The organism is Enterocloster clostridioformis (genome assembly GCF_020297485.1).
Classification (GTDB): Bacteria; Bacillota; Clostridia; order Lachnospirales; family Lachnospiraceae; genus Enterocloster; species Enterocloster clostridioformis.
On the sequence record NZ_JAIWZC010000001.1, the window covers coordinates 3,638,275 to 3,663,256 of the forward strand.

Below are 24,982 nucleotides of genomic sequence, written 5' to 3' on the forward strand. Positions count from 1 at the left end.
AGGTGTCTAACCATGTGGACTTATGAAAAACGGTTACAATTTCCCGTAAAAATTACCCAGACCTGTCCCAAGACAGCGTCCCTGATTATCAGCCAGTTCGGCGGTCCTGACGGCGAATTAGCTGCTTCCATGCGTTATCTTTCCCAGCGTTACACCATGCCATGCAAGGAAGTGGGCGGACTGCTGACAGATATTGGCACAGAAGAGCTTGCCCATCTGGAAATGATCTGCGCCATTATCTATCAGCTGACCAAAAATCTGACACCGGAACAGGCCAAGACAGCGGGCTTTGACGCTTATTATATCGACCATACCACAGCCCTGTGGCCAACGGCTGCTGCGGGCGTTCCCTTTAATGCCTGTGAATTCCAGTCCAAGGGCGATGCCATAACAGATCTCCATGAGGACCTGGCGGCAGAACAGAAAGCCAGGACCACCTATGACAACCTGATCCGAATTATTGAAAACCCGGAGGTAAGAGAACCCCTTAAATTTCTCCGGGCCAGGGAAGTCGTTCATTTTCAGCGTTTCGGGGAGGCGCTGGAAAAGATAAAGTACAAGCTGGATGAAAAGAATTTCTACTATTTCAATCCGGAGTTTGATAAGCAGTTTGTACAGAACGAGAAATAAAGGATAAATTACAACGCCGCTTCGTGTACGGAACCGTATGCAAAGCGGCGGACTACATAAGAGATACACAAGCTTTGGAGGTTTTAACCTTTCTGAACCTGTCTGCCAGGCCATCGTTCCCTCCAAGGCAGATATGGTCATCTTCTGCTGCTGTCCGATACGAGCTCCCGGCCTCACACCCAGCCGTCTATCACATCAATGGAGAATTTAAAATGGTCCTCCGGCATGCCCTGTTCCTTAAGCCGCCGTCTGATGGTCTTCATATAATGGTTTGATATGGCCCTGCATATATCCTCCGTATTCCCGGTTCGGCACACGTCCACCAGCTCCTTGTGGATGGGGTACTGGCGGTCAATCATGGCCCTGCTGTCGGGATTGCCCGCATAATAATTGATGGCGTTTCCATAGTTTAAGTCCGTCCATCCCTTTATCAGCCGCGGCAATCCGGTGGATCGTATGATAGCCTCATGAAGCGTGTTATCACAGGCAATGGATTTGTTATAATCCGTATCCTTTAAATCCCTCATAGACTCCAATGCCGCATCCATCTCCGCAAAGGCAGCCTCTGAAAACACTCCCCTGCACAGCTTCACTGCCAAAATCTCATAGGTGGCCCTCAGCAGATAAATCTCGTAAATGTCCTCCAGGGTGATATTCCTCACCGAACATCCCACATTTCTCACATATTCCACCAGGCCTTCCTGTTCCAGCTGTCTCAGGGCCTCCCGAATGGGACCGCGGCTCACCCCAAGTTCGTCCGAAATATCCTGTTCAATAATTCTCATTCCCGGCACCAGCTCGTGGTTTAAAATTTTCATACGAATGACGTCCACTACATTTTCACGCAGTGTCTGATACGTTAATTTTCCCATAAAAGCAATTCCTTTTCATAATCCAACAACAATTCTCAAGTATTCTGTCACAAAATAATATTATCATAAGAAAATCCCAGGGTAAACATGTTGGCTGAAAAAATGGCAAAACTCCGGCACCTTATACCACAAGCGCCGGAGTTTGTCTTAGGCTTACGCCTTTCTTATGTTTACAGGCCGCATATACCCTTTACCACATAGGATACAAAGATGCCCACATAATTTCCGCAGGCTCCGGCTATTACTCCCATGATTAAGCCGACGTTAATCAGGGATTTCCAGTCCGCACCTGCCGCGGTCAGGGATGAGGTTGGTCCGTCTACAATACATCCCACCATGGACAGGATCACATACTCATACTTAATCTTAAATATGCGGCAGATAATAAGGTGCAGTACGATACATCCAATCAGCATGAACAGTACATACAGGGTCATCATGAGCGCGGATCCGATAAACTGCTGCAAATCCACCGCAAATCCAATGGTTGCAAGGAAGGTCAGGGAAATAAACAGACCCAGGTCAAGATTTCCGCGCAGCTTCTGGACAGGTTTTAACTGTGCCAGCCCGATGGATACCGTGGTAAGAATCAGAAGCCGCCCCGCCTTCCAGAAGGTATCCGGAAAAATGGACTGCGCAATCACAGTACATACAAAGGACACGCCGAAACCAATGGTTAAAAGCCATGCAATATCCCGGATGGACCATCTCTTATCGGACATCAGTGGCTCGTCATCTCCGTCGTCCAGCTCATCTTTTGTAAACTGATACGGCCACAGCTTATTCCAACGCTTGGAAGCCTTCAGGATGACCGGAGCAGCAAACAAAAATACCATTAATGGGGTGGACACCACATAATCGGCTGCGTTGGCTGCCGCAAGAGTCTCACGTGAACAGTCCAGACCCGTTGCGATGGCTGTCAGGTTAGGGGTTCCGCCTGTGTAAGTGCCTACAAACATGCCGGCGCACTTCCAGCCCTCGGTAATCCTTGGGGCAAAAATGAATCCCAGTATGATGGCAATAAAACATACGGAAAAAATAGCGGATATCAGAGCAATGACCGGCTCCCTGTTCAGCTTCTTCAGCTCACGCATGTTCATGCTGAGCAGACAGATGGATATGGCGGGCGTCACGCAGTACGTAGACAACGCGCTGTAAAAATCATGTGAAATAGGCACCACATGGGTGTTGGAAAGAATGATTCCCAATACCACAACGGTCAAAACCGGCCCCAGTGACTTAAATACTTTGAATCTCTGTAACCAAAGCGCAAATGCTACCATGATTAAAATCACGAATATCAGGCCTTCGGTACGTGTAATAAGTGCTCCCATCTCTTTTTCCTCTTCACCTTTCATATGTATTGACGATTGTAGATTGTGGATTGTGGATTGTCAACAATCTGTATTAACACAATATTAACACAGCTTTCAAATATATTCAACATCTAAAAGTAAAAACTCTATTTTTTATGCATATTTCCAGTTTCTGTTGATTTTTCGGGATGAATCAGGCCTGACTGTCTTCCCGTGCCGGATACGAATATTTAAAAAGAGAATCGAGTAGGAGGAAGGCGATTATTTCGCCTTCCGACCTCTCACACCACCGTACGTACCGTTCGGTATACGGCGGTTCAATCAACTTAACATGTAACAGCCTTTTCGGCGTAGTAGTCTTCCATGGATACAAGACCAAACTTAGCTAGTCTCTCTTTACTGATACAAATGTGGAGATTCCAGCTTCTGCACACTCTGGCATATCCTTTGGCATATGAAATGCCATGTGCCGCATTTGGCGGCAGACCAAGTTTGATAAGATTCTTTTCCCTGTTCTTTGGCGTTTTCCAGTGTTTCCATATGCACATGCGCAGTCGATACCGAATCTGTCCGTCCATTTTTGCGCACAGCCTTTTCATGCTTCCGATTTTGAAATAATTTATCCACCCTCGGATAAGCCGGTTGAGTTTCCCAATTTTATAACCATTGCCCACTCCCCAGCTCCTGCTTGTATATTTCTTCATCTGCGCCTTGAACTTTGCTGCCGCTTTCGGGTGTGGTCTGGCTTTGTACCCTTTGGCAAATGAGTCATAGTAAAATCCAAACCCCAGATACTTAATGCCCTTTGGTTTATCAACCCTGCTCTTTTCCGCGTTCACTTTCAGTCCAAGCTTTTCCTCTATAAACCGAGCCACGCTCTTCATTACCCGCTCTGCCGCCTGTCTGCTCCCGACCATTATAATAAGGTCATCTGCATACCGGACGAAATCCAGCCTCCTTGCTTCCAGTTCTTTGTCCAGCTCATTTAACATGATATTTGCTAACAGCGGCGAGATATTTCCACCCTGCGGTGTGCCGACTACCGTATCTTCATACTCATCATCAATCATTACGCCGCTGACCAGAATCTTTCTTACCACCGATATGACATCTCCGTCCTTTATTGTCCGTCCGAAAATCGTCATCAGCTTGTCATGGTCTACTGTGTCAAAGAATTTCGCTAGGTCGATATCCACTATCCAGTTGTGTCCGTCATTCATCATTTCCAATGCTTTAAGGACTGCCTGCTGTGCACACCGCTTGGGTCTGAATCCATAGCTGTGGTCGTGAAACTGCTCCTCAAATATCGGGGTAAGCACCTGTGCCACCGCCTGCTGTACAAAGCGGTCTACTGCTGTTGGCACTCCAAGATTTCTTGTACCACCATCGGGTTTGGGTATCTCCACCCTGCGGACTGGCTTCGGCTTATACTTCCTCGTCCGCAACTGTTCCTTAATGTTTTCGCCGTTTTCCGAAAGATATGCGCCAAGTTCTTCAACGGTCATCCCGTCCACGCCTGCCGCTCCTTTATTCCTTACGACTTGCAGATACGCCGCATTTAGATTATCCCTGCTTAATATCTGCTCCATGAGACTGCTTGTGTCCATGCGTTGTTTCCTTTCTGCCCCTTTTGCCTTTGCCGCCTTTGAAGTCATCGACAGGCGTATGCTCCGGCTACGAAGTGGAACGTACTTCAACTGATTGATTGTTCAGCCCTTCGCTCCGTCCCCATTACAGGAACTTCCTCACTACTATGGCTTCTGCTGACTTCTCACAATTCGTTGTTACTACGGCTAATGAGACCGCCTGTGAGACCTCCCCAGTTAAGGTGCGTGTTCTTTTCCTCCATGTACCTGCCGCATTTACTCGTACTTCCGGCAACCTTTTGGACTTCAGTGCCTTTTGCCACCTTATCCGTATTTCCGAGCCTTATATGCGGTTCCTGTCCGTCAGGTCAGAGGTTTGCTTACAGCTTCTTTCAGATTCCGTCTCACGGCGGACACCCTTGCTGTTCGGCTATGTGCTTCGTTGTTGCCTACGCGCACTTGGGACTTTCACCCATTAGAAAACGCCCATGCTGGGCAAACAAAATCCCGCGGACAAACCCATATGGCCTGTCTGCGGGACTCACTCTGCATATTATATTCAGACTGTATTATATTGAGAATGCGCGATACCCCGGCAAACTACACAATGCCCTGTCCCAGCATAGCCTCAACCACCTTCTCAAATCCGGCGATATTGGCACCAGCCACATAGTTGCCGGCAACTCCGTAGCGCTCTGCCGCCTCTGATACCTTTGCAAAGATATTTACCATGATTGTGTGAAGCTTATCATCCACTTCCTCAAAGGACCATGACATCCTTAAGGAGTTCTGGCTCTGCTCCAGTCCGGATGTTGCCACGCCGCCCGCATTGGCAGCCTTGCCCGGCATGAAAAGGATCTTCTTCTCCACAAACAGGTCTGTGGCCTCTCTGGTGGAAGGCATGTTAGCGCCCTCTGCCACAGCAAAGCATCCGTTGGCAAGAAGTGTCTGGGCATCGTCAAGATTCAGCTCATTCTGGGTTGCGCATGGAAGGGCGATATCACATGGGATGCTCCAGATTCCTCTTCCCTCTGTATACACCGCGGTTGGAACCTCATCCACATACTCCTTGATACGTCCTCTGCGCACTTCCTTGATTTCCTTGACAATATCCAGCTGAATGCCGTCCTTGTCATAGATATAGCCGTTGGAATCACTTAAAGCCACTACCTTTGCTCCCAGCTGCTGCGCCTTCTCAGTTGCGTAGATAGCCACATTGCCGGAACCTGATACAACTACGGTCTTGCCTGCCATATCCTTGCCGTTGTGCTTTAACATCTCGTTCAGAATGTATACCAGGCCATATCCGGTTGCCTGGGTCCTGGCCAGGGAGCCGCCAAAGGTAAGTCCCTTGCCTGTAAGAACGCCCTCATATAATCCTGTGATTCTCTTATACTGCCCGAAGAGGTATCCTACCTCCCTGCCGCCTACACCGATATCTCCGGCCGGGATATCCGTATCCTTGCCAATATGGCGGTACAGCTCTGTCATGAAGCTCTGGCAGAAAGCCATGACCTCACGGTCTGATTTACCCTTGGGATCGAAGTTGGAACCGCCCTTGCCGCCGCCCATGGGGAGGCCCGTCAGGGAGTTCTTAAGTGTCTGCTCAAAACCAAGGAACTTAAGAATGCTCTGGTTTACAGATGGATGGAAACGTAAGCCGCCCTTATATGGTCCGATGGCGCTGTTGAACTGCACCCTGTATCCCTTGTTTACCTGGACTGCCCCATTGTCGTCTATCCACGGTACCCTGAAGGAAACAACTCTTTCCGGCTCCGTGAAGCGCTCAAGGATACCTTCTCTGCGGAACTTCTCCTCATTGGCATCGATGACCAGCTTTAAGGAATCCAATACTTCCTTCACAGCCTGATGGAACTCCGGCTCACCCGGGTTCTGCGCTACAACTCTCTCGTAAATCTCATCAACGTATGACATTTCAATCTACCTCCTGGATTTTTGTTTGTGAAGTGTGGGGATGCTGTGCCGGCAGTGGATCCGGCAAACACTTTAGAAAAAGTATAGCAAGTTAATATGCTAAAGTCAAGAAGTATGTAAACCGATTAAAATCCAACTTACCGAATTTTACCGCATTTTTACCGGATATTTCATCATTTACTCCCCTGAAGCCTGTCCGGAAATCCCCTTCGTCCCCCTTATATTCTCCAGGCAGAACAGCTTTTTATTCTCCGAACCGCACTGTGTCACCTTAAAATTAAGCAGATTTCCTTCCCCGGTCCAGAATTCCATGGCATCCAGAATCCGCGTCACCGTGGACCGGTTCATAAGCTGCTCCTTCTCCATGGCAAAGGGTCCAAACTCCCTGTTGACAAATATTGACAATCAATAGTGGAAACATGGTCTGATGCATGTGAATCTTCCTCGCTTTCCGCATCAAAAAAGGGCAGTCCGCTGCCATGGTATAAATAACTGCCGGCACCGGACTGCCCATAACTATAGAATCTGGTCTTTATGAAAGCTTCTTCTGCCATCATGGGCCCACCCGGAACCAGTCTGTCAACAGCCCTGATGCGCCGGGTTGGATTCGATCCAACAATGTTCACCACCTGGGTCACAGTTTTACAGACCGCTTGCTTCAACCATTTGCATACCGACGCTTATGGAGGGAGGCCCCGGCGGCCTCCGTTCTCTTATGTCAGTACTATACCAGGAGCTCATCCAGCCTGTACCGTCCCACATATTCCCGAAGCTTCAGCTTGACACAGGTATAGAGTTGGGAAGCCACCCCTTCCACGGTCTGAACCAGCTTCTCCGGATTGGTAATCCGGTAGCTGCAGATTACATTTAACCGCACAGCCACTTTATCTGCGGTGAGAATTTCCTGGCCGGAGATGTCAAGCTGCCATCAGGTCCATATACATCCTGGGAAGTGTATCCTCCATATGCGGCCGTGTTATATGGATGAGCTGGAACTCATTTTTCTCAAATACATTCCAGTACAATGTCTCAGGCTTTGTGATCACTTCCCTGTACGCCTTATTCACAAACCGCAGGGCTATGCACTCATCCGGCAGCACTGCCTTCACTACCCTGGAGGCAAACTTCTCATCCTTCATAAGGATCTCCTCCGGTATTTGGCATGTCCTGACCTCCCCTGTCATGGGCACTGTCTGTACCTCATATCCCAACATGTCTAAGTAAGAATACTTGCCTGCTGTCAACATTTCCACAAACCGGCCATCCTTCATCAGGCAGCCGCATTCCTGCTCTTTGATTATATATTTCTTTATCATCATATCTGATTCCCTCTTTATTTTGAATCTGTAAAACTTGTTTGATGGAAAAGGCGGATGCCCGGCTCCATTCTCCTGCTGCGGGCTCCTGCTTAAGCACATCCTGAAAGGGCAGGCCACTGCGGCCCTGGCCCGAAGCAGAGCCGGGCACCGGGGAGTCCCAGGAAGTAAACTCCGCCTCTTAAGGCAAACTGCCAATATTTATGTAGGGCGGGCATCCCGTCCCTCTGACGGGCGCCTGCTTGATTTTTCCCGGCCCCGGCATACTGCCGCGGCCTTCTATCCCTTCACCACACCTATGGTCTTAAGGCGCTTCACAGGAACCACCAGATCCTGCTGGTTATTCATAACCTCCTCGATGTTCTTATAGGCAAACCGGCTCTCCTCCGCCACGTCAGCCTTTCCCTTCTTACCCAGAATCACACCCTGTTTCTGTAAATCCAGAATGACTTCCTCACAGGAAAATGCCGCCATGGCGCCTTTTCTCGAATATTGACGGCCGGCTCCATGGGATGAAGAGCAGAAGCTCTCCGGATTTCCTTTTCCCATGACCACATAGCTGTAAGAACCCATGGCCCCCGGAATCACGGCTAATTCTCCGTTCTGAGCGCTGACAGCGCCCTTCCTATGGACCCACACATCCTTTCCATAGTGGTTTTCAAAGGAGGCATAATTGTGGTGGCAGTTTATGTCATGGGAGAATTCCAGTGAAAGTTCGGTATACTTGCCAATCCATTTTTCCAGAATGGCTTTCACAGCTAACATCATCTTTTCCCTGTTCTCTTTGGCAAAATCCATGGACAGCTGCATCCAGTTCAGGTATTGTTTCCCCTCTCTGGTGTCCACCGGCAGGAAGGCCAGCCTGTATTCATCCGGCACAGAGCTGAACCATGTCTGGTTTAGCTGTCTTGCCTTATAGTGGAAGTAATCGCAGACCGACTTTCCGAAATGGCGGCTTCCCGAGTGAATCATCACAGCCAGATAACCGTCGTCGTCCTCCTGGAGCTCAATAAAATGATTTCCGCCTCCCAGCGTACCGATTTGGTAATATCCTGCCTCCAGCTGTCCCAGAAGCTCCGCATCCTCCTCATACCGGTCCATTTCCTCAAAGGCGCAGTCCATGGTATAGCTGGGCATCATGGTCTTATGGTGTGCAAATCCCACGGGCACGTTGCGCATGATATCGCCTACGATAGCCTGGATGAGGGAACCGTTGCCCGTGATAACCTCCCTGATGTCAGCCACCCTGATGTTGGTCTCCGTATAAGCCATGCCGCAGCCGATGTCCACGCCCACAGCATTGGGAATCACCACGCCGTCCGCCGCAATGACGCCTCCAATGGGCATTCCCTTTCCGGCGTGTGTATCCGGCATCAGACTCACCCACTTGTGAAGGAAGGGAAGCTGTGAAAGATGATATGCCTGTTCCAGGCAACTGCCTTCCAAATCCTTGCGTTCCTTCAGCCATACCCTTACCGGAACCTTCATATTTTCTTTTTCATACATCACAAACATATATCTCACATCCTTTCTTCCTCACTCTGTACGCCGTCAATGGATTTTGGGATGAATCCCACCCTGCCGGCGCCGTGGTAATCTGTCTTACCGTTCATATATTTGCGTATGTATCTTAACTACATGCTTATAATACCCGATCTTAACGTGGGTATCATTTAAAAAAAGTTGCGAACTTCCATTATTTACTATTAATTTTATATTTAGAAGTATTCTGTAATAGCAGGTGTGTTAACTTGACAAAACAGACCATTACATTAAAATGAAAGATAATAATATATAAAACAAACTTATCAGAAATCCACATACAGGAGGGGACAGCCATGGCTGAATTTCAGGAATTAATAAAGAACTTTGACCGCATCCGGGACTATATGCGCCAATTTTACGTATACGGGTTCAAGGTAAGGAACGATTTCAGCGAAAAGAGCTCCCGGACCTATGACAATGAACGCCGCCGCATTGAGAGCTGGCTCTCCCGGTACACAAAGTCCGATTACACCTCCAAGGGAAAGCATGTCTACATCAATGTGGACAGCAAGACCATCCCCCAAAATCCCCTGTACGCCGCCTGGAAGTCCAAAAGCTTTACAGACAATGACCTGATGCTCCATTTCTTCATTCTGGACCTTTTATGGGATTGTCCGGATGGCATGTCGTCCGGCGCTGTAACCGACCTCATATCCCATAACTATGGAGTGGTATTTGACACCCAGACCGTGCGCCTGAAGCTGAAAGAATATGAAACCCTCGGAATACTGGTATCCCGTAAGGACGGCAAGACCCTGTCCTACGCCCTGGCTCCCCTTATGCCCATGGAAACAGACCCCCGGCGCGTAAATTCCAGTGTCATGAAACCGGATGAGACAGAGGACGGGGAACAGAACCTGTGGCAGTGCCTCACCACAGCCGTGAAATACTTCCAGGAGGCCACCCCCTTTGGCTACATAGGCAGCACCATCCTGGACCGTCAGGATGAATCCAATGATTTGTTTCAATTCAAGCACCATTTCATCGTACATACGCTGGAGGACGGCATTCTGGCCGACATACTGACCGCTGTCCGTGAACAGCGCTTGATCCGGTTTGAGAACAAAAGCAGCCGCAGCGGACAGATTTCCACCCTGTCAGGGGTTCCCCTGAAGATATTTGTCAGCACCCAGACCGGGCGCAGGTATCTGTGTCTGTATCTGCCGGAGCGCCGCCGCTTCAGCAACTCCCGGCTGGACTCCATCACCCGTGTGACTCTTCTGGAGCCATGTACATTTTATGAGGAAGTACTCCGTGATTTGGAAAAGAATAAGGAGAAATGCTGGGGCGTGTCTTTTGGAGGCGGTGCAAACCGAATGGAGGAGGTCTGTATCAAGCTCTATATAGACGAGGAAAAGGAACCTTACATCCTAAACCGTCTTTACCGTGAAGGCCGGGGAGGAGAGGTCCTGAAGATACGTGAGAACCAGTTTCTCTACACGGGTACATTTTTCGATACCAATGAAATGCTGTCCTGGGTCAAAACCTTTACGGGCCGTATCATGGACATTCAGGGCACGAATTTATTTTCCATAGCCAAGATAACCCGCGATTGGGAAAAGATGTATGAGATGTACTGCGGGAATGAGGAGTAGAATACCATGGAATTATTTCATAAAATATACAGCTGTTATTACAATGTGGTCCGCCACATACTGGATAAAGCCTGGCACAGCCCCATAACCAGGCAGGACATGGAGGATATATGCCGTTCTTACGGTTTCCAGGAAAGCGCCCTGTCCATTATCCCCAAACTGACGGACGGCACATGGGCCCTTCTGGAGGAACAGGACAAACATACCTTTACGTCCCGTCTGGAACACGCCGTTCCCACCGTCCCGCTTACGAACCTCCAAAAAGCATGGCTGAAATCCCTGATGCAGGACCCCCGTTTCCAGCTGTTTTTCACAGACGGACAGTTGGAACTTCTGGCCCGGGAATGGGACGGTCTGCCCTCCCTTTACCGTGAGGACGATTTTTACTGCTATGACCGCTACAGGGATGGGGACTCCTATGGTTCCTCCGACTACAGGAAGCATTTCCAGGCCATTCTCAAAGCGATTCAGGAGGAACGCGTTCTTCTGGTGGCCTATGAGGGAAAACACGGCCGTGTCCACTCCTTTGAGGCCGCCCCTTACCAGCTTCAGTATTCCTCCAAGGACGATAAATTCCGGCTCTGCTGTCTCCAGTTCCACAGGAATACGTTCAGCCGCAGCACCATACTGAATTTAGCGCGGATAAAGGACTGCCACGTCACCGCCAAAGCATGTCCCGGCGACCTGGAATCCCGCTGTTTCCAGCCTGTTCAAAAGGCTTCTGAACCAGTGGTCCTGGAAATCAGCGGGGAACGCAACTCCCTGGAGCGGTGTATGCTGCATTTTGCCAACTATGAAAAGCACACGGAATATGACGTGGAAAAGAAATGCTGGATCTGTTCCATCCACTATGATCTGACAGATGAAACAGAACTTCTCATAGATATACTCTCCTTTGGCCCCGTGGTCCGCGTACTTGGCCCTTCATCCTTTGTACGGCAGATTCGCAGACGGGTCAAAAGGCAGCATGAGCTGTTCAACAGTGAGAAAGGATAAATTTAAAAAGGATGCCGTTGTGCAGACCGGGTATACTATGTATGCACCAGGACCGCCATTCGGCATCCTTTTACTCTATGGTTCCTTATTTTCCTCTAATCTTAGAATCAAATTCTTAACAAGCTCTTCCTTACTCTTAAATTCCATCCTGACGTCAGTAATATACCGGAAAGCCTCCTCCCATTCGCTCATGGAATAAGATGATATGCTTACCATGCGCACGGCATATAAAATATCCTCTATGTAAAACGGACTGTGAAGGTCCGAAAGGTACTGGCAGCCTGAGAGATCCTGCAATCTGGCCAACAGCCCCCCCTGGGATTTATCTGGCATCATATAAAACTCCTCTTCTACTTTCTGCATGTATATTTCCAATTTCCTCTGTGCAATCTATACATTGCAATTATATATGACATTTGTCGTAAAATCAAGGAAATGCAACCTATTTCTTGCATATTCCGGAGGATGCCATGGATCAAAAATTAAAGCAGGATTTAAGGATAGGGCCAAACATCCGAAAATACCGTCTGCAGTCACATCTTACACAGGATCAGGTCACTGCAAAGATGCAGCTGATGGGGATCAATATTTCACGCAGCATATATTCCCAGATAGAAAGCGGCACATACAATATACGAATCTCCGAGCTGGCTGCCATGAAGGAAATCTTTAACATCAATTATGAATCTTTTTTTGATGGAATCATGCTGAACCACAGGGATAGACAATAACAAAACAACATGAACAGGCCGCCTGTCAAACGACAGACGGCCTGTTCCAAACACAAAGGATAAAGGTATTTACCCGCAATGGGTACGAATTATTTACCGTAGTATGCTTTTAAATACATTTCTTTAATCTCGCTCATCAGCGGATATCTTGGGTTAGCGCCGGTGCACTGGTCATCAAAGGCCTGCTCAACCATTTCATCCAGCCTGTCTAAAAAGTCTTTCTCATCAATGCCATAATCCTTGATGCAGGACTTGATGCCTACGCTCCTCTTAAGCTCCTCAATCTTCACAATCAGCTTCTTAACCGCCTCTGCATCATCCTTAGCCTGGATTCCGCAGAATCTTGCGCACTCCGCATACCTTTCACGGGTATGTGGATACTGATACTGGGAGAATGTACCCATCTTACGCGGATTCTCTGCAGCATTGAAATCAACCACCAGGGAAATCAGCAGGGCATTGGCAACACCGTGTGGCAGGTGATGGAATGCACCCAGCTTATGAGCCATGGAGTGGCATACGCCCAGGAATGCATTGGCAAACGCCATACCAGCCATACAGGAGGCATCCGCCATCTTCTGACGCGCCTCAACATTTGTAGGCTCATTGTAAGCTGTTGGAAGGTAATCAAATACGTTCTTCATGGCCTTAAGTGCAAGGCCGTCTGTATAGTCGGTAGCCATGACGGATGCATATGCCTCCAGTGCATGGGTCAGTACGTCAACGCCGGATGCGCTGGTCAGACCTTTCGGCTGGCTCATCATGTTGTCTGTATCAACGATTGCCATGTTAGGCAGAAGCGCATAGTCTGCCAGAGGATACTTGATACCGGTCTCCTGGTCTGTGATAACTGCGAAAGGAGTAACCTCTGAACCTGTACCGGAGGAAGTAGGAACAGCGATGAAATATGCTTTCTCGCCCATCTTCGGGAAGGTGTATACACGTTTCCTGATATCGATGAAGCGCATGGCCATATCCATGAAATCCACTTCCGGATGCTCATACAGCACCCACATAATCTTGCCCGCGTCCATAGCGGAACCGCCGCCCATAGCCAGGATTACATCCGGCTCAAATTCTCTCATGAGCTTGGCGCCAGCCTGTGCGTTAGCCAGTGTGGGGTCAGGCTGTACATCGGAGAATACGGTATATGTGATTCCCATCTCGCTCAGACGGTCTGTGATGACATGGGTGTATCCGTTCTTATACAGGAAGGAGTCTGTTACGATGAACGCCCTCTTCTTGCCTAAAACGTCCTTCAGCTCATTTAATGCTACAGGCAGACAGCCCTTCTTAAAGTAAACCTTCTCAGGTGCACGGAACCACAGCATGTTCTCTCTCCTTTCAGCAACGGTCTTGATATTCAGTAAGTGCTTAACCCCAACGTTCTCAGAAACGGAGTTGCCGCCCCAGGAACCGCAGCCCAGTGTTAAGGACGGAGCTAACTTGAAGTTATACAGGTCACCGATACCGCCGTGGGAAGAAGGAGTGTTGATTACGATACGGCAGGTCTTCATCCTTGCTGCGTGCTTTAAAATTTTCTCTTCCTCATTTACATTCACATACAGGGATGAGGTATGGCCGTAGCCTCCGTCTGCCACCAGACGCTCTGCCTTATCCAGAGCCTCGTCAAATGTCTTGGCCTTGTACATAGCCAGCACAGGAGACAGTTTCTCATGGGCGAACTCTTCGCTGATATCCACAGACTCAACCTCGCCAATCAGAATCTTGGTATCCTCCGGTACTTCAACGCCTGCCAGCTTGGCAATGGTTGCCGCTTTCTGACCCACAATCTTGGCATTCAGGGCGCCGTTTACAATGATGGTCTTGCGGACCTTATCAATCTCGCCCTGCTTTAAGAAATAGCAGCCTCTGTATTCAAATTCTTTTCTTACTTCGTTGTAAATGGATTCCATGACTGTAACGGACTGCTCGGAAGCACAAATCATACCGTTGTCAAATGTCTTGGAATGAATGATGGAGTTAACCGCCATCTTAATATCTGCTGTGTCGTCGATAATGACCGGTGTGTTGCCGGCGCCAACGCCCAGAGCAGGCTTTCCTGAAGAATAGGCAGCCTTTACCATGCCGGGACCGCCTGTTGCCAGAATCAGGTCCGCATCTCTCATTACCTCATTGGTCAGTTCCAGTGAGGGAACATCAATCCATCCGATAATGCCTTCCGGTGCTCCGGCCTTCACTGCCGCGTCCAGAACCACCTTAGCCGCCGCAATGGTACATTTCTTAGCACGGGGATGTGGGGAAATGATGATTGCGTTGCGTGTCTTTAAGGCAATCAGCGTCTTAAAGATAGCTGTGGAAGTAGGATTGGTGGTAGGAATAACAGCTGCAATCAGGCCGATTGGCTCGGCAATCTTCTTAATGCCGTATTCCTTATCTTCCTCAATCACACCAACTGTCTTGGTGTCCTTGTATGCGTTGTAGATATACTCTGCCGCGTAGTTGTTTTTGATGACCTTATCCTCAACCACGCCCATGCCGGTCTCTTCTACTGCCATCTTTGCAAGCGGAAGACGCATCTTATCGGCTGCGCTTGCTGCCGCAAAAAAGATTTTATCTACCTGCTCCTGTGTAAAGGTAGAAAAAGCTTTCTGCGCTTCGCGCATTGCGTTCATTTTTGCATTTAGTCCGTCTACGCTGTCAATGATTTCCGGAACAACCTGCTCGATTTTCTTTGCCATTTCCTTATCCTCCATTTTCCTTGTGTTTGCATCAGTACATTTAGGCTGTACCTGCCTGTCAAGTCATTTTAAATTGTTACTCAACCGCTATTGACAATTAATTAACAATCTCACTGTTTGCATTATAAACCTTCGTTAAAAAAATGTCAATATGTAAATGAAAGATTTTATAAATTTTTTAAAGAGAGGGCAATATAAGAAAGAAAAGAGCTATCCTCTACCGCAATGGCAATAGAGGATAGCTGTAATTAACAATCGAACACAATGGCCAAATCTCAAGGGCCTTCCTATAGATAACTTTTTAATAATTCCACCTTATCCAGTCTCTCCCAGGGCAGGTCCAAATCATTGCGGCCAAAGTGACCATAAGCAGCTGTCTGCTTATAAATCGGACGGCGCAGGTCCAGCATCTTGATAATTCCGGCCGGACGGAGGTCAAAATTGGAGCGGATGATGTCCACCAGCTTCTCATTGCTCAATTTCCCGGTTCCGTAGGTATCCACCATGATGGAGGTAGGATGAGCAACGCCAATGGCATAGGACAGCTGAATCTCGCACTTGTCAGCCAGACCGGCCGCCACGATGTTCTTGGCAACATAGCGGGCAGCATATGCAGCAGAACGGTCCACCTTGGTGCAGTCCTTTCCGGAGAATGCGCCGCCGCCGTGACGCGCATAACCGCCGTAGGTGTCAACGATTATTTTACGTCCTGTCAGACCGCTGTCCCCCTGAGGTCCGCCGATAACGAAACGTCCCGTGGGGTTGATGAAAAACTTCGTGTTCCCGTCAATCATATCCTGAGGAAGTATCTCGTCAAAGATGTACTTCTTCACATCCGCATGAATCTGTTCCTGGGTCACGCTCTCATCGTGCTGCGTGGATAATACCACCGCATCCAGGCGGACCGGCTTGTCATTTTCATCATACTCCACCGTTACCTGGCTCTTGCCGTCCGGACGGAGATACTTAAGCGTACCGTTTTTGCGGACTTCCGTAAGACGCTTAGCCAGCTTATGGGCCAGGGAAATGGGATAAGGCATGAATTCCTCTGTCTCATTGGTGGCAAAACCAAACATCATGCCCTGATCTCCTGCTCCGATAGCATCCAGCTCCTGGTCAGACATCTTATTTTCCTTTGCCTCTAACGCCTTATTCACTCCCAGCGCAATATCCTGGGACTGCTCGTCAATAGCTGTGATAACACCGCAGGTATCGCAGTCAAAGCCATATTTGGCACGGTCATAGCCTATCTCACGCACAGTCTCACGCACCAGCTTCTGAATATCCACATAGGCGTTGGTGGTTATCTCTCCCATGACCAGAACCAGTCCTGTTGTGGTAGCTGTCTCACATGCTACGCGGCTCATTGGGTCCTGCTCCATCAGAGCATCTAAAATCGCGTCGGATATGGCGTCGCACATTTTGTCCGGATGCCCTTCTGTTACGGATTCAGATGTAAAAAGTCTTCTCTCCATTTTAAGTCTCTCCTTCTTTCAGATAAATGATTAATAGCAGCTGTAACATCAACCATTTACAAAAAACAAAGTCCGCAGCAATTGCGGACTTGAAAATATCTTTAAATCTTCAAATCCTCTTATTGCTCGACCAAGTATGCTCTTGCAGCATACTCCTCGCTCAGGCTGGCACCTTCCGGCCCTTTCGCATATCTTGCTGATATACTCAACCGGGGTTGCCGTGACTTCACAGGTCCTTTGTACCTCCATCACTCTGAATAAGGGATATTTACGAACTCTTTAATTGTAAAATGTGTTACTTTCAATATCTTATAGCAATTATATCTATATGTCAATACTAAAATTTATCATTTCCTATTCTACCTTATGGTAATCCTTCCCTGTCCGGCGGGATTTGCATACTCAGATGTCACAAAGCCTCCCATCCGCCTGATATAGGAAGATAATATATCCACATCCACCATGACCTCATCCCGGATTACATTGCATCCTTTAAACATAGTCATGCCGTCGCCTCCCTGTTTCAGCATGTAGTTATGGGACGCTACGGTATATGTCCTATTAAGGTCAATGGGCTCTCCCGCCACTTTAATATCCGTTACCCTGTAGGCTCCTGACACGCCGGTGAAATTGCCCTTGTCATCCGTCTGTACGCCGGACCTAACGGATGTGTCGATGGTGTAGGTCAGACCGGAAACCTGAAGGAAGCCCCCGCTCTCTTCCGGACAATTTTTAGACGCCATCTCCAGTGCATCCTTAATCTGCTGTCCTGTGGCCTCTATGACACATCCCATATTTCCATAAGGGAACACAGCCAGGGTATCGTTATAGGTAATGTTTCCCGGCTTAATAACGCTGCGGATTCCACCTCCGTTGCTGAGCCCGATATCAGCCCCCAGCTCCACACGGTAAGCATCCGCTGTCAAATCACCCAGATTCGTCTCAGCGTTTCTGACAATACGGTTCCCTGTGGCAGGATCATTAACCGTCAGTTCATACGGCGTAGCGCCCAGAACCGTCTTTAAGGTCTCATTGTATTGGTTCTCGATTGACTGGATAAACTGCCAGGTTCCATAGTCCGCAGCCTTTCCGTCCTTGCTAATATAGCTTCCTCCGGGAATCACAATAGTAAGCCCCGCCGGAATCACATCCGCATTCTTTATCTTATCCAGGTTACTGTTATAAATATCAATCCAACGGTTATAACTTCCCAGCTCTCTCTTTGCAATCCTGCTTAAGGTGTCATGTTCCTGTACTGTGTACTCCCTGTCCGGATCCGCGGCAGGCACCTCTGATATCAGCTCGGCGCGTATGGAACCATCGGCGGATATGGTCAGCTTACCGATATGGTTCAGCTTGGTTCCCGTCTGTGTCAGAACCACATTCTGTCCATTTTTATTCTTTACGTTCTCCGACGGAACCGTTTCATGGGAATGACCGTCAATACATGCGTCAATTCCCGTGGTATTGGCAATCACATTGGCGGAGGACCATTTCTGGGTAATGCCGTTTTCCCCAAGATGGCCGGCCAGAATCACATAATCAGCACCCTCTGTCCTGGCGGCGTCCACGCTGGCCTGCACCTGATTATACAGCTTCTGGCCGCTCTCGTCCTCACAGAAGGAATAAATATAATTGCCCTGGCTGTCCTGGAAATACGCCGGAGTGGATTTTGTAAAGCACTCAGGCGTGGTCACACCCACAAACGCCACCTGAGTATCTCCATATGTAAACATCCTATAGGGCGCAAAAACAGGTGTGCCTGTTGCGCTGTTTATAAAATTGCAGGAATAATATCCGCAATTTAATTTCCCGGCCAGTTCCAGAAATCTGGACATGCCATAGTCAAACTCATGGTTTCCCGGAACCGCAAAATCATATCCCACATAGTTCATGATATCAATAAGATAACCGCCGTCGGAAAGCGTGCCAATGGGCGCTCCCTGAATGGCATCCCCTGTATCCACCAGGGTCACATAAGGGGTCTGCCGCTGCATCTCCTTCTTATATAATGCCAGACCGGCATAGCCGATATTGTCATCCACTCCGCAGTGGACATCATTGGTGTACAGCACCACGATATCCTTGTCCGCTGCCAGTGCCGTGATTGGACCGCCTGCCAGCGGCAGGCCCGTCACTGCCACTGCGGTCAGGACAATTGCGAGAAGCAGACTCTGCAGCCATTTAAAACTCTTGTTTTTCATGATTTTCCTCCTTCTTCACCCTTTTCTTCAAACATTTTGCTGCTCGTATCATATAACCATCATATCATATTTTCCATCAAAAGCCAAATGAAACAGCAGGTGCTCCGGCAGATCCGGATATCCGCCAAATCAATCCCCGGCCAGCTCCCCCTCGTTCGCCTCTTCCCTGCATATCTCCTGTGCGGATTGGTAATCCGTCACAGCCAGCTCCATCACAGACTGGGAATAATTTACAGATATCCTGACATATTTTCCTTTTTCCCTGGCTGCCTCAGACGCAATTCCCGCAATCTGCTCCAGCACCTCCCTGGTCAGATATCCTCCCCGCCAGTGGAAAACATAATAGGGCTGTTTTTTTCTCAGTACCACCTTAAAGCGTCCGGCCACGTCCTCCAACTTAGTCAGGGACAGCCGGTTCTCCCTGTAATAAAACCTTGCCCCGTCCGTACATGCCGGCACCTTATATACCAGGGGCTGATGATCCTTAAATATCATCCTGTCATCCAGATTAAAATAATCAAACCGCTTCTGTCCATACCGGCCCAGGGAATTATCAAAGGTCGCATCCAGATGGTACCATGTGTTTTTCAGCTTCACCAGATTCCATGCATGGCGATACCGGATTCCCCTGTCAGGAGCTGATTCACTTATGGCTATCAGGCACTCCAGCCCCAGCCTGTCGCACAGTATTTTCACGGTCTTTGCAATGCCTTCGCACACGCCGATTCCCTGCTGGAGAGGCCCTATAATTTCATGAGAATACTGTTTTTTCAGTTTGTCATAGGTTACATTGGAGCAGATGAATTCATGCACGTACTTCTCCTTTTCCTCCGGCGTCATCCCCTCTGCCTGCCGCACCAGGCGGCTGATTCTGGCCTCCAGGGCTGTTTTCATCTCTTTTATTTTCTTCTTCTCAAACATATATTCCGGAATCATCTGCACATATTCTGAATTCCGGGCAAACCTGTAGTGAAAGCCCTCCACATAAAATATGGCCGGATGGTCCAGGCGCAACCGGAAAAAAATATCTGACAGTTCTTTTCCATCCAGGCCCAGAACCGGAAATTCCGGCGACAGTGACTCAAATCCATCCAGCATGGCCCTGTAGGCGTTCTGCTGCGCTTTATTCATCTGCTGGTAATAAAATTCCTGTTTCATATCCGTTCCACATATCCTTCTTAAGTCTGTTTGTCCTGCCTCTGAAAGAAAAGGCAGGATCCATGCACCTTCCGGTACATCCTCCTGCCTTGTATTCTCTCCTGTTATCAGCCGACCCGCAATTTAAACTTCTGTACTTCCCGGTCGGAATCTACTTTTTCTATCATGGCTCCCAGTCCCTGGAGCTTTTCTTCAAAACACTCATATCCGCGCTGGATATAACCGATTTCATCCACCACTGTATACCCGTCAGCGGCCAATCCCGCAATCACAAGGGCTGCTCCCGCTCTCAGGTCCGGTGCATTGACCTGGGCTCCTGTCAGGCGTTTTACGCCGTCTATAACAGCCACGTTGCCCTCTACCTTTATATTGCTGCCCATGCGGGCCAGCTCGTCCACATATTTGAATCTGTTCTCAAAAATACTCTCCGTCACCATACTGGTGCCGTTGGCCAGGACCAGGGCAACCGACATCTGAGGCTGCATATCCGTAGGAAAGCCGGGATAAGGAAGGGTCTTTATATCCGTGTGTCTCTGGGAAGGTTTTCCCACCACGCGGACAGCGTCATCAAATTCAATCACCTCACAGCCTATCTCCGTCAGCTTGGCGGAAATGGCCTCCAGATGCTTGGGAATCACGTTCTTAACCATGATATCGCCTCTGGTGGCAGCCGCGGCGCACATGAACGTACCTGCCTCAATCTGGTCCGGTATAATGGAATACTCGGTTCCATGGAGACGGTTTACACCCCTGATACGAATTGTATCAGTACCGGCTCCCTTTATATTGGCGCCCATGCTGTTTAAGAAGTTGGCAACATCTACAATATGGGGTTCCTTGGCAGCATTCTCCAGAATGGTCTGTCCCTCTGCCAGGGCTGCGGCCATCATGATATTAATAGTAGCTCCCACAGACACCACATCCAGATAAATGTGGCTTGCCACCAGGTCGATGGCATGGGCTATGACAGCCCCGCGCTCAATGGTCACCTCAGCCCCCAATGCCCTGAATCCCTTGATATGCTGGTCAATGGGCCTGCTGCCGATATTGCATCCCCCTGGAAGGGGAACCTGCGCACTCTTATACTTGCCCAAAAGGGCTCCTATGAAATAGTAAGAAGCACGTATCCTGCGTATATACTCATCATCCACAGATACCTCGCTTATATTGCTTCCGTTTATCTTTACAGTGTGTCGGTCAATCCTGTCAACCCTTGCACCAATTTCCTGAATCGCCTCTAACAGTACATTGATATCCCTTACATCCGGCAGATTATCAATCACCACATCATCGTCAGTCATGATAGAAGCAGCCAGTATTCCCAGTGCGGCATTCTTGGCTCCGCTTATGGTCACATCTCCCACCAGTGGATTCCCGCCTTTGATAATATATTGTTCCATTCCACACCTCTGATTTTTATTTAAACAAATCCAATATATAAGGAAAATACTCCTAAAGAAATCTTTAAAAATTTGTTCATATTTTATTTACATCTTCTTAGATTATACCATAAGAATCAGATTTGTAAAGTAAAACGAAAATGCACGCTCTAAAGTACACTGTCTACTCCACTGCCAAAGCGCACAGAAAATCATTCTGCAGGTTCTTGAAATACTCTGTGGCATCATTCAGTCCCATCTTCTGTGTCTCCTGGGTCTGAGGATTATAGAGAGTCACATTGTACTGGTCATAGCCGGACAAAAGCACATATTGGCCTGATTCCACATAGGCAATCACAGGAATACCCTTGTCAATATAATACAGCATCTGGATCAGGCTGCATCCTCCCGCGTCGATGAGTATAAGCCCGTCCTCATAGACGCGGCTGCCGTCAAATGAATCCAGATACTTTGTCACCTTTCTGGCCTCATCCACCGGGGATTTGATATTGCGTATGGGCTGCCTGTTGATTCTGTCCCACACAATATGCTGGCTGCTGTCCGTCACATAGCCCATCTGCCCATAGGCCATTTCCACTGCCTGGCTGAAGTTTCTGGATGAACCAATATAATGTCCGCCACCGTAAGCCTTAAATACCATACTGTTATCAGATGACGAGGAAGCAGCGCTTCCCGTATCCAGAACGCTTGTATATTCATAGGAAAATGCCTTTGGCGCAGATGTACGGACCTTATCCCCGTTTATTTCCGAATCTGACTGAACAAAATAAACCTTCCCCTTATCCTGGGAAGCAAACCAGCCGATTCCCTCCAGGGGGTCCTTTTCCACCCTCTGGTTGCATACAATGGTATCCTCGTTCTGATACAGATACTGATTTTCTCCCAGCGGCACCAAACGCTTCAGGTGAATCCTCCCGTCCTGGGCCACCACATCCGTTATATAGATGCCGTCCTTTCTGTATTCACTCTCCACCTGCATCTGTGTATCCACAATGTACATTGCATACATAGGCATACCCTTCATGCGTCCATTGACAATCCACTTGTCCTTGGAGCTGCTCAGCCCATATATCAAATCATTTCCAACAAATCCCAATACTCTGACGTAATCATTTACCTCCCCCACGATTTCCTGTTTCTGGGAAGTATTAAAATCCATGACATGAACCTTCTCAGATTCATACAGGTTCTGTCCTTCCTGCCATGCAAACCGGCTGGCATCTCCGCTGACAGCATAGCTTCCCTCTGTCAGCCCCTGGGCCAATACAAGGGATTCATTGCTCTTAAGATCGATACCGTACACAGTGCCCTGAAGCATAATGTACATCATATCATTCTCGCTGAGATAGGACAATTTATCAATGTCAGCTTTCACCATATCGTAGGATTCAGACGCAGGCAGGAAGAATTTTTCCTGTACCGTGTCCTGCTCCTTATCATAGTGATAAAATACCACTCCCATCCGGCCTTCGTACTTGCCCCGGTTCATGTATCCATACACCAGAAAATCCATGGCGCCGTCGTCCTGCATGGACAATATCTTTATATCGTGTCTGTCGTAACCGCTTCTGACACCGTCATCCGAATTGCTTCTGAAGGAAAATACGCACACCGCCTGCTTATCATCATAATCATAACACCACAGGTCTCCGCCTGTTTTAAATGCCACATACTTGGATTTTGGACTCTCCATCGTCCTCACCTTGTTGTCATTTGTAATTCCTAGAAGAATCTTTTTACCTGAAAAAGACTGGTGACCGCCGTCAAACACTTCATTGGCATTCCGTTCATAATTCATCAGGTAGATTCTCTGCTCATTCCACTTCATGGTAAAATTATCTTCCGCGTCAACCAGGGAACGTGTTCCGTCCTCCTCATTGATGGCAACCTGATACCGAATCTGAATTTGACCCATGATGCCGTCAAACTCCTGGAGAGTCACCTGTGGCTCTCCCACCATCTCCACATCCAGACCATCCCAGGTCAAATGGCTGAAATTAGCCCTGATGGTAACATGGCCTAAGGAGCTGTTATCCTCTGTGTCATTGGTTTCCAGATAGGATACCAGGTCTCTTGCCTGATTATAGTCCAGGCTCTTCCTGGTAAATTCCCCGGCCAGCCTGACCATATCTGACGCATAGGTATTGTCCGGCCACATGATTCTGGTATAATAATGCAGTTCCTTTTCACCCGTGGACACGGTGATTGACAAAAGATAAGTTTCATTCCTGGCCAGCAGGTTTTGAATCGGAAGCACCGCGCTGACACTTCCGTCCCCGCTGTCCCAATCTTCCACTTCCGTTCTCTCCACCAGCCTGTCCATGGTAAGATTTCTCACCTCATAACTGATTCCGGTAACGGTGTTTCCATACTCCTGAATCCGGATATGCAGCCCACGGTCTTCAGGCAGCACAGAGATGCTCTCCCTGGCTGCCTGATTCCCCATGTCCTGCATGTATCCATGCAGACAATTGATTTCCTGACCGCCCAGTTGGGTATAAACCACCGGCAAAGACGGTTCTTCCATGGATGTATATACAGCTGATTCTTTTTCCATTGTGTTTCTGGCACTGATGAAATACACTACCAGCGCTCCTATAAATATCAGGAACAAAATCCCTGCTTTTTGCAATATTTTTTTCATATGTGATTTTTATCCTTTATACCGGTTACTCTGTATCATTTCTATTTTATATAATATCCAGTAAAACTACAACTTAATCTTTTCGGAATTTTATTAATAATCTCTTTGCTGTTCCTACAAGGCGCAAAGACCTCTGGCGCACCTTCTGTGGAACATTTCATTCAACAGAAGCACCTTAACCATGTCTCTAAGCCAGGATGGCCTGTTTCCGTGCTTAGGAGGCGGAACCGGTCTGGGAGGCTGCGGCGGTCTCGGCGGGGGCGGTGTCGGCCTCGGCGGCTGCGGCGGTCTCGGCTGCGGCGGTCTCGGCGGAGGCGGTGTCGGCCTCGGCGGCTGCGGCGGTCTCGGCGGAGGCGGTGTCGGCCTCGGTGGCTGCGGCGGTCTCGGCGGGGGCGGTGTCGGCCTCGGCGGCTGCGGCGGTCTCGGCGGAGGCGGTGTCGGCCTCGGCGGCTGCGGCGGTCTCGGCGGAGGCGGTGTCGGCCTCGGCGGCTGCGGCGGTCTCGGCTGCGGCGGTGTCGGCCTCGGCGGCTGCGGCGGTCTCGGCGGAGGCGGTGTCGGCCTCGGCGGCTGCGGCGGTCTCGGCGGGGGCGGTGTCGGCCTCGGCGGCTGTGGCGGCCTTGGCGGCGGAGGCGGTGTCGGCCTCGGCGGCTGTGGCGGCCTTGGCGGCTGCGGCGGTCTCGGCGGGGGCGGTGTCGGCCTCGGTGGCTGCGGCGGTCTCGGCGGGGGCGGTGTCGGCCTCGGCGGCTGCGGCGGCTGCGGCGGCTGTGGTGGCTGTGGCGGCCTAACTGGTCCGGGACCTCCCACTGGCGGTCTGCCCTGATTAGGTCCCGCCGGCGGTCTTACTGGTCCCGGCCCCATGGGTGGGCGTTCCGGGCCG

17 protein-coding genes, 1 tRNA gene, 2 pseudogenes and 1 riboswitch are annotated in these 24,982 nt (G+C 49.2%); of the genes and pseudogenes, 5 read left to right on the forward strand and 15 right to left on the reverse strand.

Annotation, left to right across the window (positions count from 1 at the left end; all coding sequences use genetic code 11):
• The first annotated feature begins 12 nt into the window (after positions 1–12).
• Complete coding sequence (locus LA360_RS18340) at positions 13–630, forward strand: manganese catalase family protein (RefSeq protein ID WP_022202135.1); 618 nt, start codon at positions 13–15, stop codon at positions 628–630.
• A gap of 173 nt (positions 631–803) precedes the next feature.
• Here LA360_RS18340 and LA360_RS18345 read toward each other — a convergent pair whose 3' ends face one another.
• The 8 genes and pseudogenes from LA360_RS18345 to LA360_RS18380 all read right to left on the reverse strand — a co-directional run bounded on the left by LA360_RS18345 (position 804) and on the right by LA360_RS18380 (position 9,170).
• The gene (locus tag LA360_RS18345; protein WP_022202136.1) at positions 804–1,502 is read right to left on the reverse strand and encodes a GntR family transcriptional regulator; all 699 of its coding nucleotides are present in this window, start codon (positions 1,500–1,502) and stop codon (positions 804–806) included.
• Positions 1,503–1,672: 170 nt separating this feature from the next.
• The gene (locus LA360_RS18350) at positions 1,673–2,836 is read right to left on the reverse strand and encodes a DUF819 family protein (RefSeq protein ID WP_057572998.1); all 1,164 of its coding nucleotides are present in this window, start codon (positions 2,834–2,836) and stop codon (positions 1,673–1,675) included.
• Positions 2,837–3,144: 308 nt separating this feature from the next.
• Positions 3,145–4,425 (reverse strand): group II intron reverse transcriptase/maturase, encoded by a 1,281-nt coding sequence (ltrA, locus tag LA360_RS18355; protein WP_002578445.1) that lies wholly within the window; start codon positions 4,423–4,425, stop codon positions 3,145–3,147.
• Positions 4,426–5,004: 579 nt separating this feature from the next.
• Positions 5,005–6,339: an NADP-specific glutamate dehydrogenase gene (gene gdhA, locus LA360_RS18360; RefSeq protein WP_112481462.1), complete on the reverse strand. Its 1,335-nt coding sequence runs from the start codon at positions 6,337–6,339 to the stop codon at positions 5,005–5,007.
• A gap of 177 nt (positions 6,340–6,516) precedes the next feature.
• Positions 6,517–6,772 (reverse strand): annotated as a pseudogene (locus LA360_RS18365) (hypothetical protein).
• Between the two features lie 159 nt (positions 6,773–6,931).
• Positions 6,932–7,019: transfer RNA gene (locus LA360_RS18370), tRNA-Tyr, on the reverse strand.
• A gap of 50 nt (positions 7,020–7,069) precedes the next feature.
• A pseudogene (locus LA360_RS18375) lies at positions 7,070–7,658 on the reverse strand (SPFH domain-containing protein); the annotation flags it as partial.
• A gap of 276 nt (positions 7,659–7,934) precedes the next feature.
• The gene (locus tag LA360_RS18380; RefSeq protein ID WP_022201314.1) at positions 7,935–9,170 is read right to left on the reverse strand and encodes an RtcB family protein; all 1,236 of its coding nucleotides are present in this window, start codon (positions 9,168–9,170) and stop codon (positions 7,935–7,937) included.
• A 323-nt stretch (positions 9,171–9,493) separates the two neighbouring features.
• Here LA360_RS18380 and LA360_RS18385 point away from each other — a divergent pair, with 323 nt between their 5' ends.
• Together LA360_RS18385 and LA360_RS18390 are read left to right on the forward strand one after the other, a co-directional pair.
• Entirely contained in the window at positions 9,494–10,795 is a 1,302-nt protein-coding gene (locus LA360_RS18385) for a WYL domain-containing protein (RefSeq protein ID WP_057572830.1), read from the forward strand.
• 6 nt (positions 10,796–10,801) lie between these two features.
• On the forward strand, positions 10,802–11,791 hold the full coding sequence (locus tag LA360_RS18390; protein WP_022201312.1) for a WYL domain-containing protein: 990 nt from the start codon (positions 10,802–10,804) through the stop codon (positions 11,789–11,791).
• Between the two features lie 75 nt (positions 11,792–11,866).
• Here the strand turns inward: LA360_RS18390 and LA360_RS18395 are convergent, their stop codons facing one another.
• Entirely contained in the window at positions 11,867–12,127 is a 261-nt protein-coding gene (locus LA360_RS18395) for a hypothetical protein (protein WP_022201311.1), read from the reverse strand.
• A 134-nt stretch (positions 12,128–12,261) separates the two neighbouring features.
• Between LA360_RS18395 and LA360_RS18400 the strand changes: the two genes are divergently transcribed.
• Positions 12,262–12,522 (forward strand): helix-turn-helix domain-containing protein, encoded by a 261-nt coding sequence (locus LA360_RS18400; protein ID WP_002585042.1) that lies wholly within the window; start codon positions 12,262–12,264, stop codon positions 12,520–12,522.
• Positions 12,523–12,611: 89 nt separating this feature from the next.
• On the opposite strand, the gene adhE is transcribed toward LA360_RS18400, so the two are convergent.
• From adhE to LA360_RS18430, 6 genes are all read right to left on the reverse strand, one after another.
• Positions 12,612–15,224, reverse strand: coding sequence for a bifunctional acetaldehyde-CoA/alcohol dehydrogenase (gene adhE / locus LA360_RS18405; protein ID WP_022201310.1), 2,613 nt, complete (start codon positions 15,222–15,224; stop codon positions 12,612–12,614).
• Between the two features lie 287 nt (positions 15,225–15,511).
• On the reverse strand, positions 15,512–16,699 hold the full coding sequence (gene metK, locus LA360_RS18410; RefSeq protein WP_002585040.1) for a methionine adenosyltransferase: 1,188 nt from the start codon (positions 16,697–16,699) through the stop codon (positions 15,512–15,514).
• Positions 16,700–16,815: 116 nt separating this feature from the next.
• A riboswitch (SAM riboswitch) is annotated at positions 16,816–16,963 on the reverse strand.
• Positions 16,964–17,058: 95 nt separating this feature from the next.
• A complete protein-coding gene (locus LA360_RS18415) occupies positions 17,059–18,903 on the reverse strand; it encodes a 5'-nucleotidase C-terminal domain-containing protein (protein WP_112481464.1) in 1,845 nt (614 codons plus the stop codon).
• Between the two features lie 129 nt (positions 18,904–19,032).
• Complete coding sequence (locus LA360_RS18420; protein WP_022201307.1) at positions 19,033–20,061, reverse strand: transglutaminase domain-containing protein; 1,029 nt, start codon at positions 20,059–20,061, stop codon at positions 19,033–19,035.
• Between the two features lie 107 nt (positions 20,062–20,168).
• The gene (locus tag LA360_RS18425; RefSeq protein ID WP_002585037.1) at positions 20,169–21,461 is read right to left on the reverse strand and encodes a UDP-N-acetylglucosamine 1-carboxyvinyltransferase; all 1,293 of its coding nucleotides are present in this window, start codon (positions 21,459–21,461) and stop codon (positions 20,169–20,171) included.
• Positions 21,462–21,624: 163 nt separating this feature from the next.
• Positions 21,625–24,105, reverse strand: coding sequence for a hypothetical protein (locus tag LA360_RS18430; RefSeq protein ID WP_022201306.1), 2,481 nt, complete (start codon positions 24,103–24,105; stop codon positions 21,625–21,627).
• 263 nt (positions 24,106–24,368) lie between these two features.
• Here LA360_RS18430 and LA360_RS18435 point away from each other — a divergent pair, with 263 nt between their 5' ends.
• A complete protein-coding gene (locus LA360_RS18435) occupies positions 24,369–24,890 on the forward strand; it encodes a hypothetical protein (RefSeq protein WP_160116305.1) in 522 nt (173 codons plus the stop codon).
• The last annotated feature ends 92 nt before the right edge of the window (positions 24,891–24,982 follow it).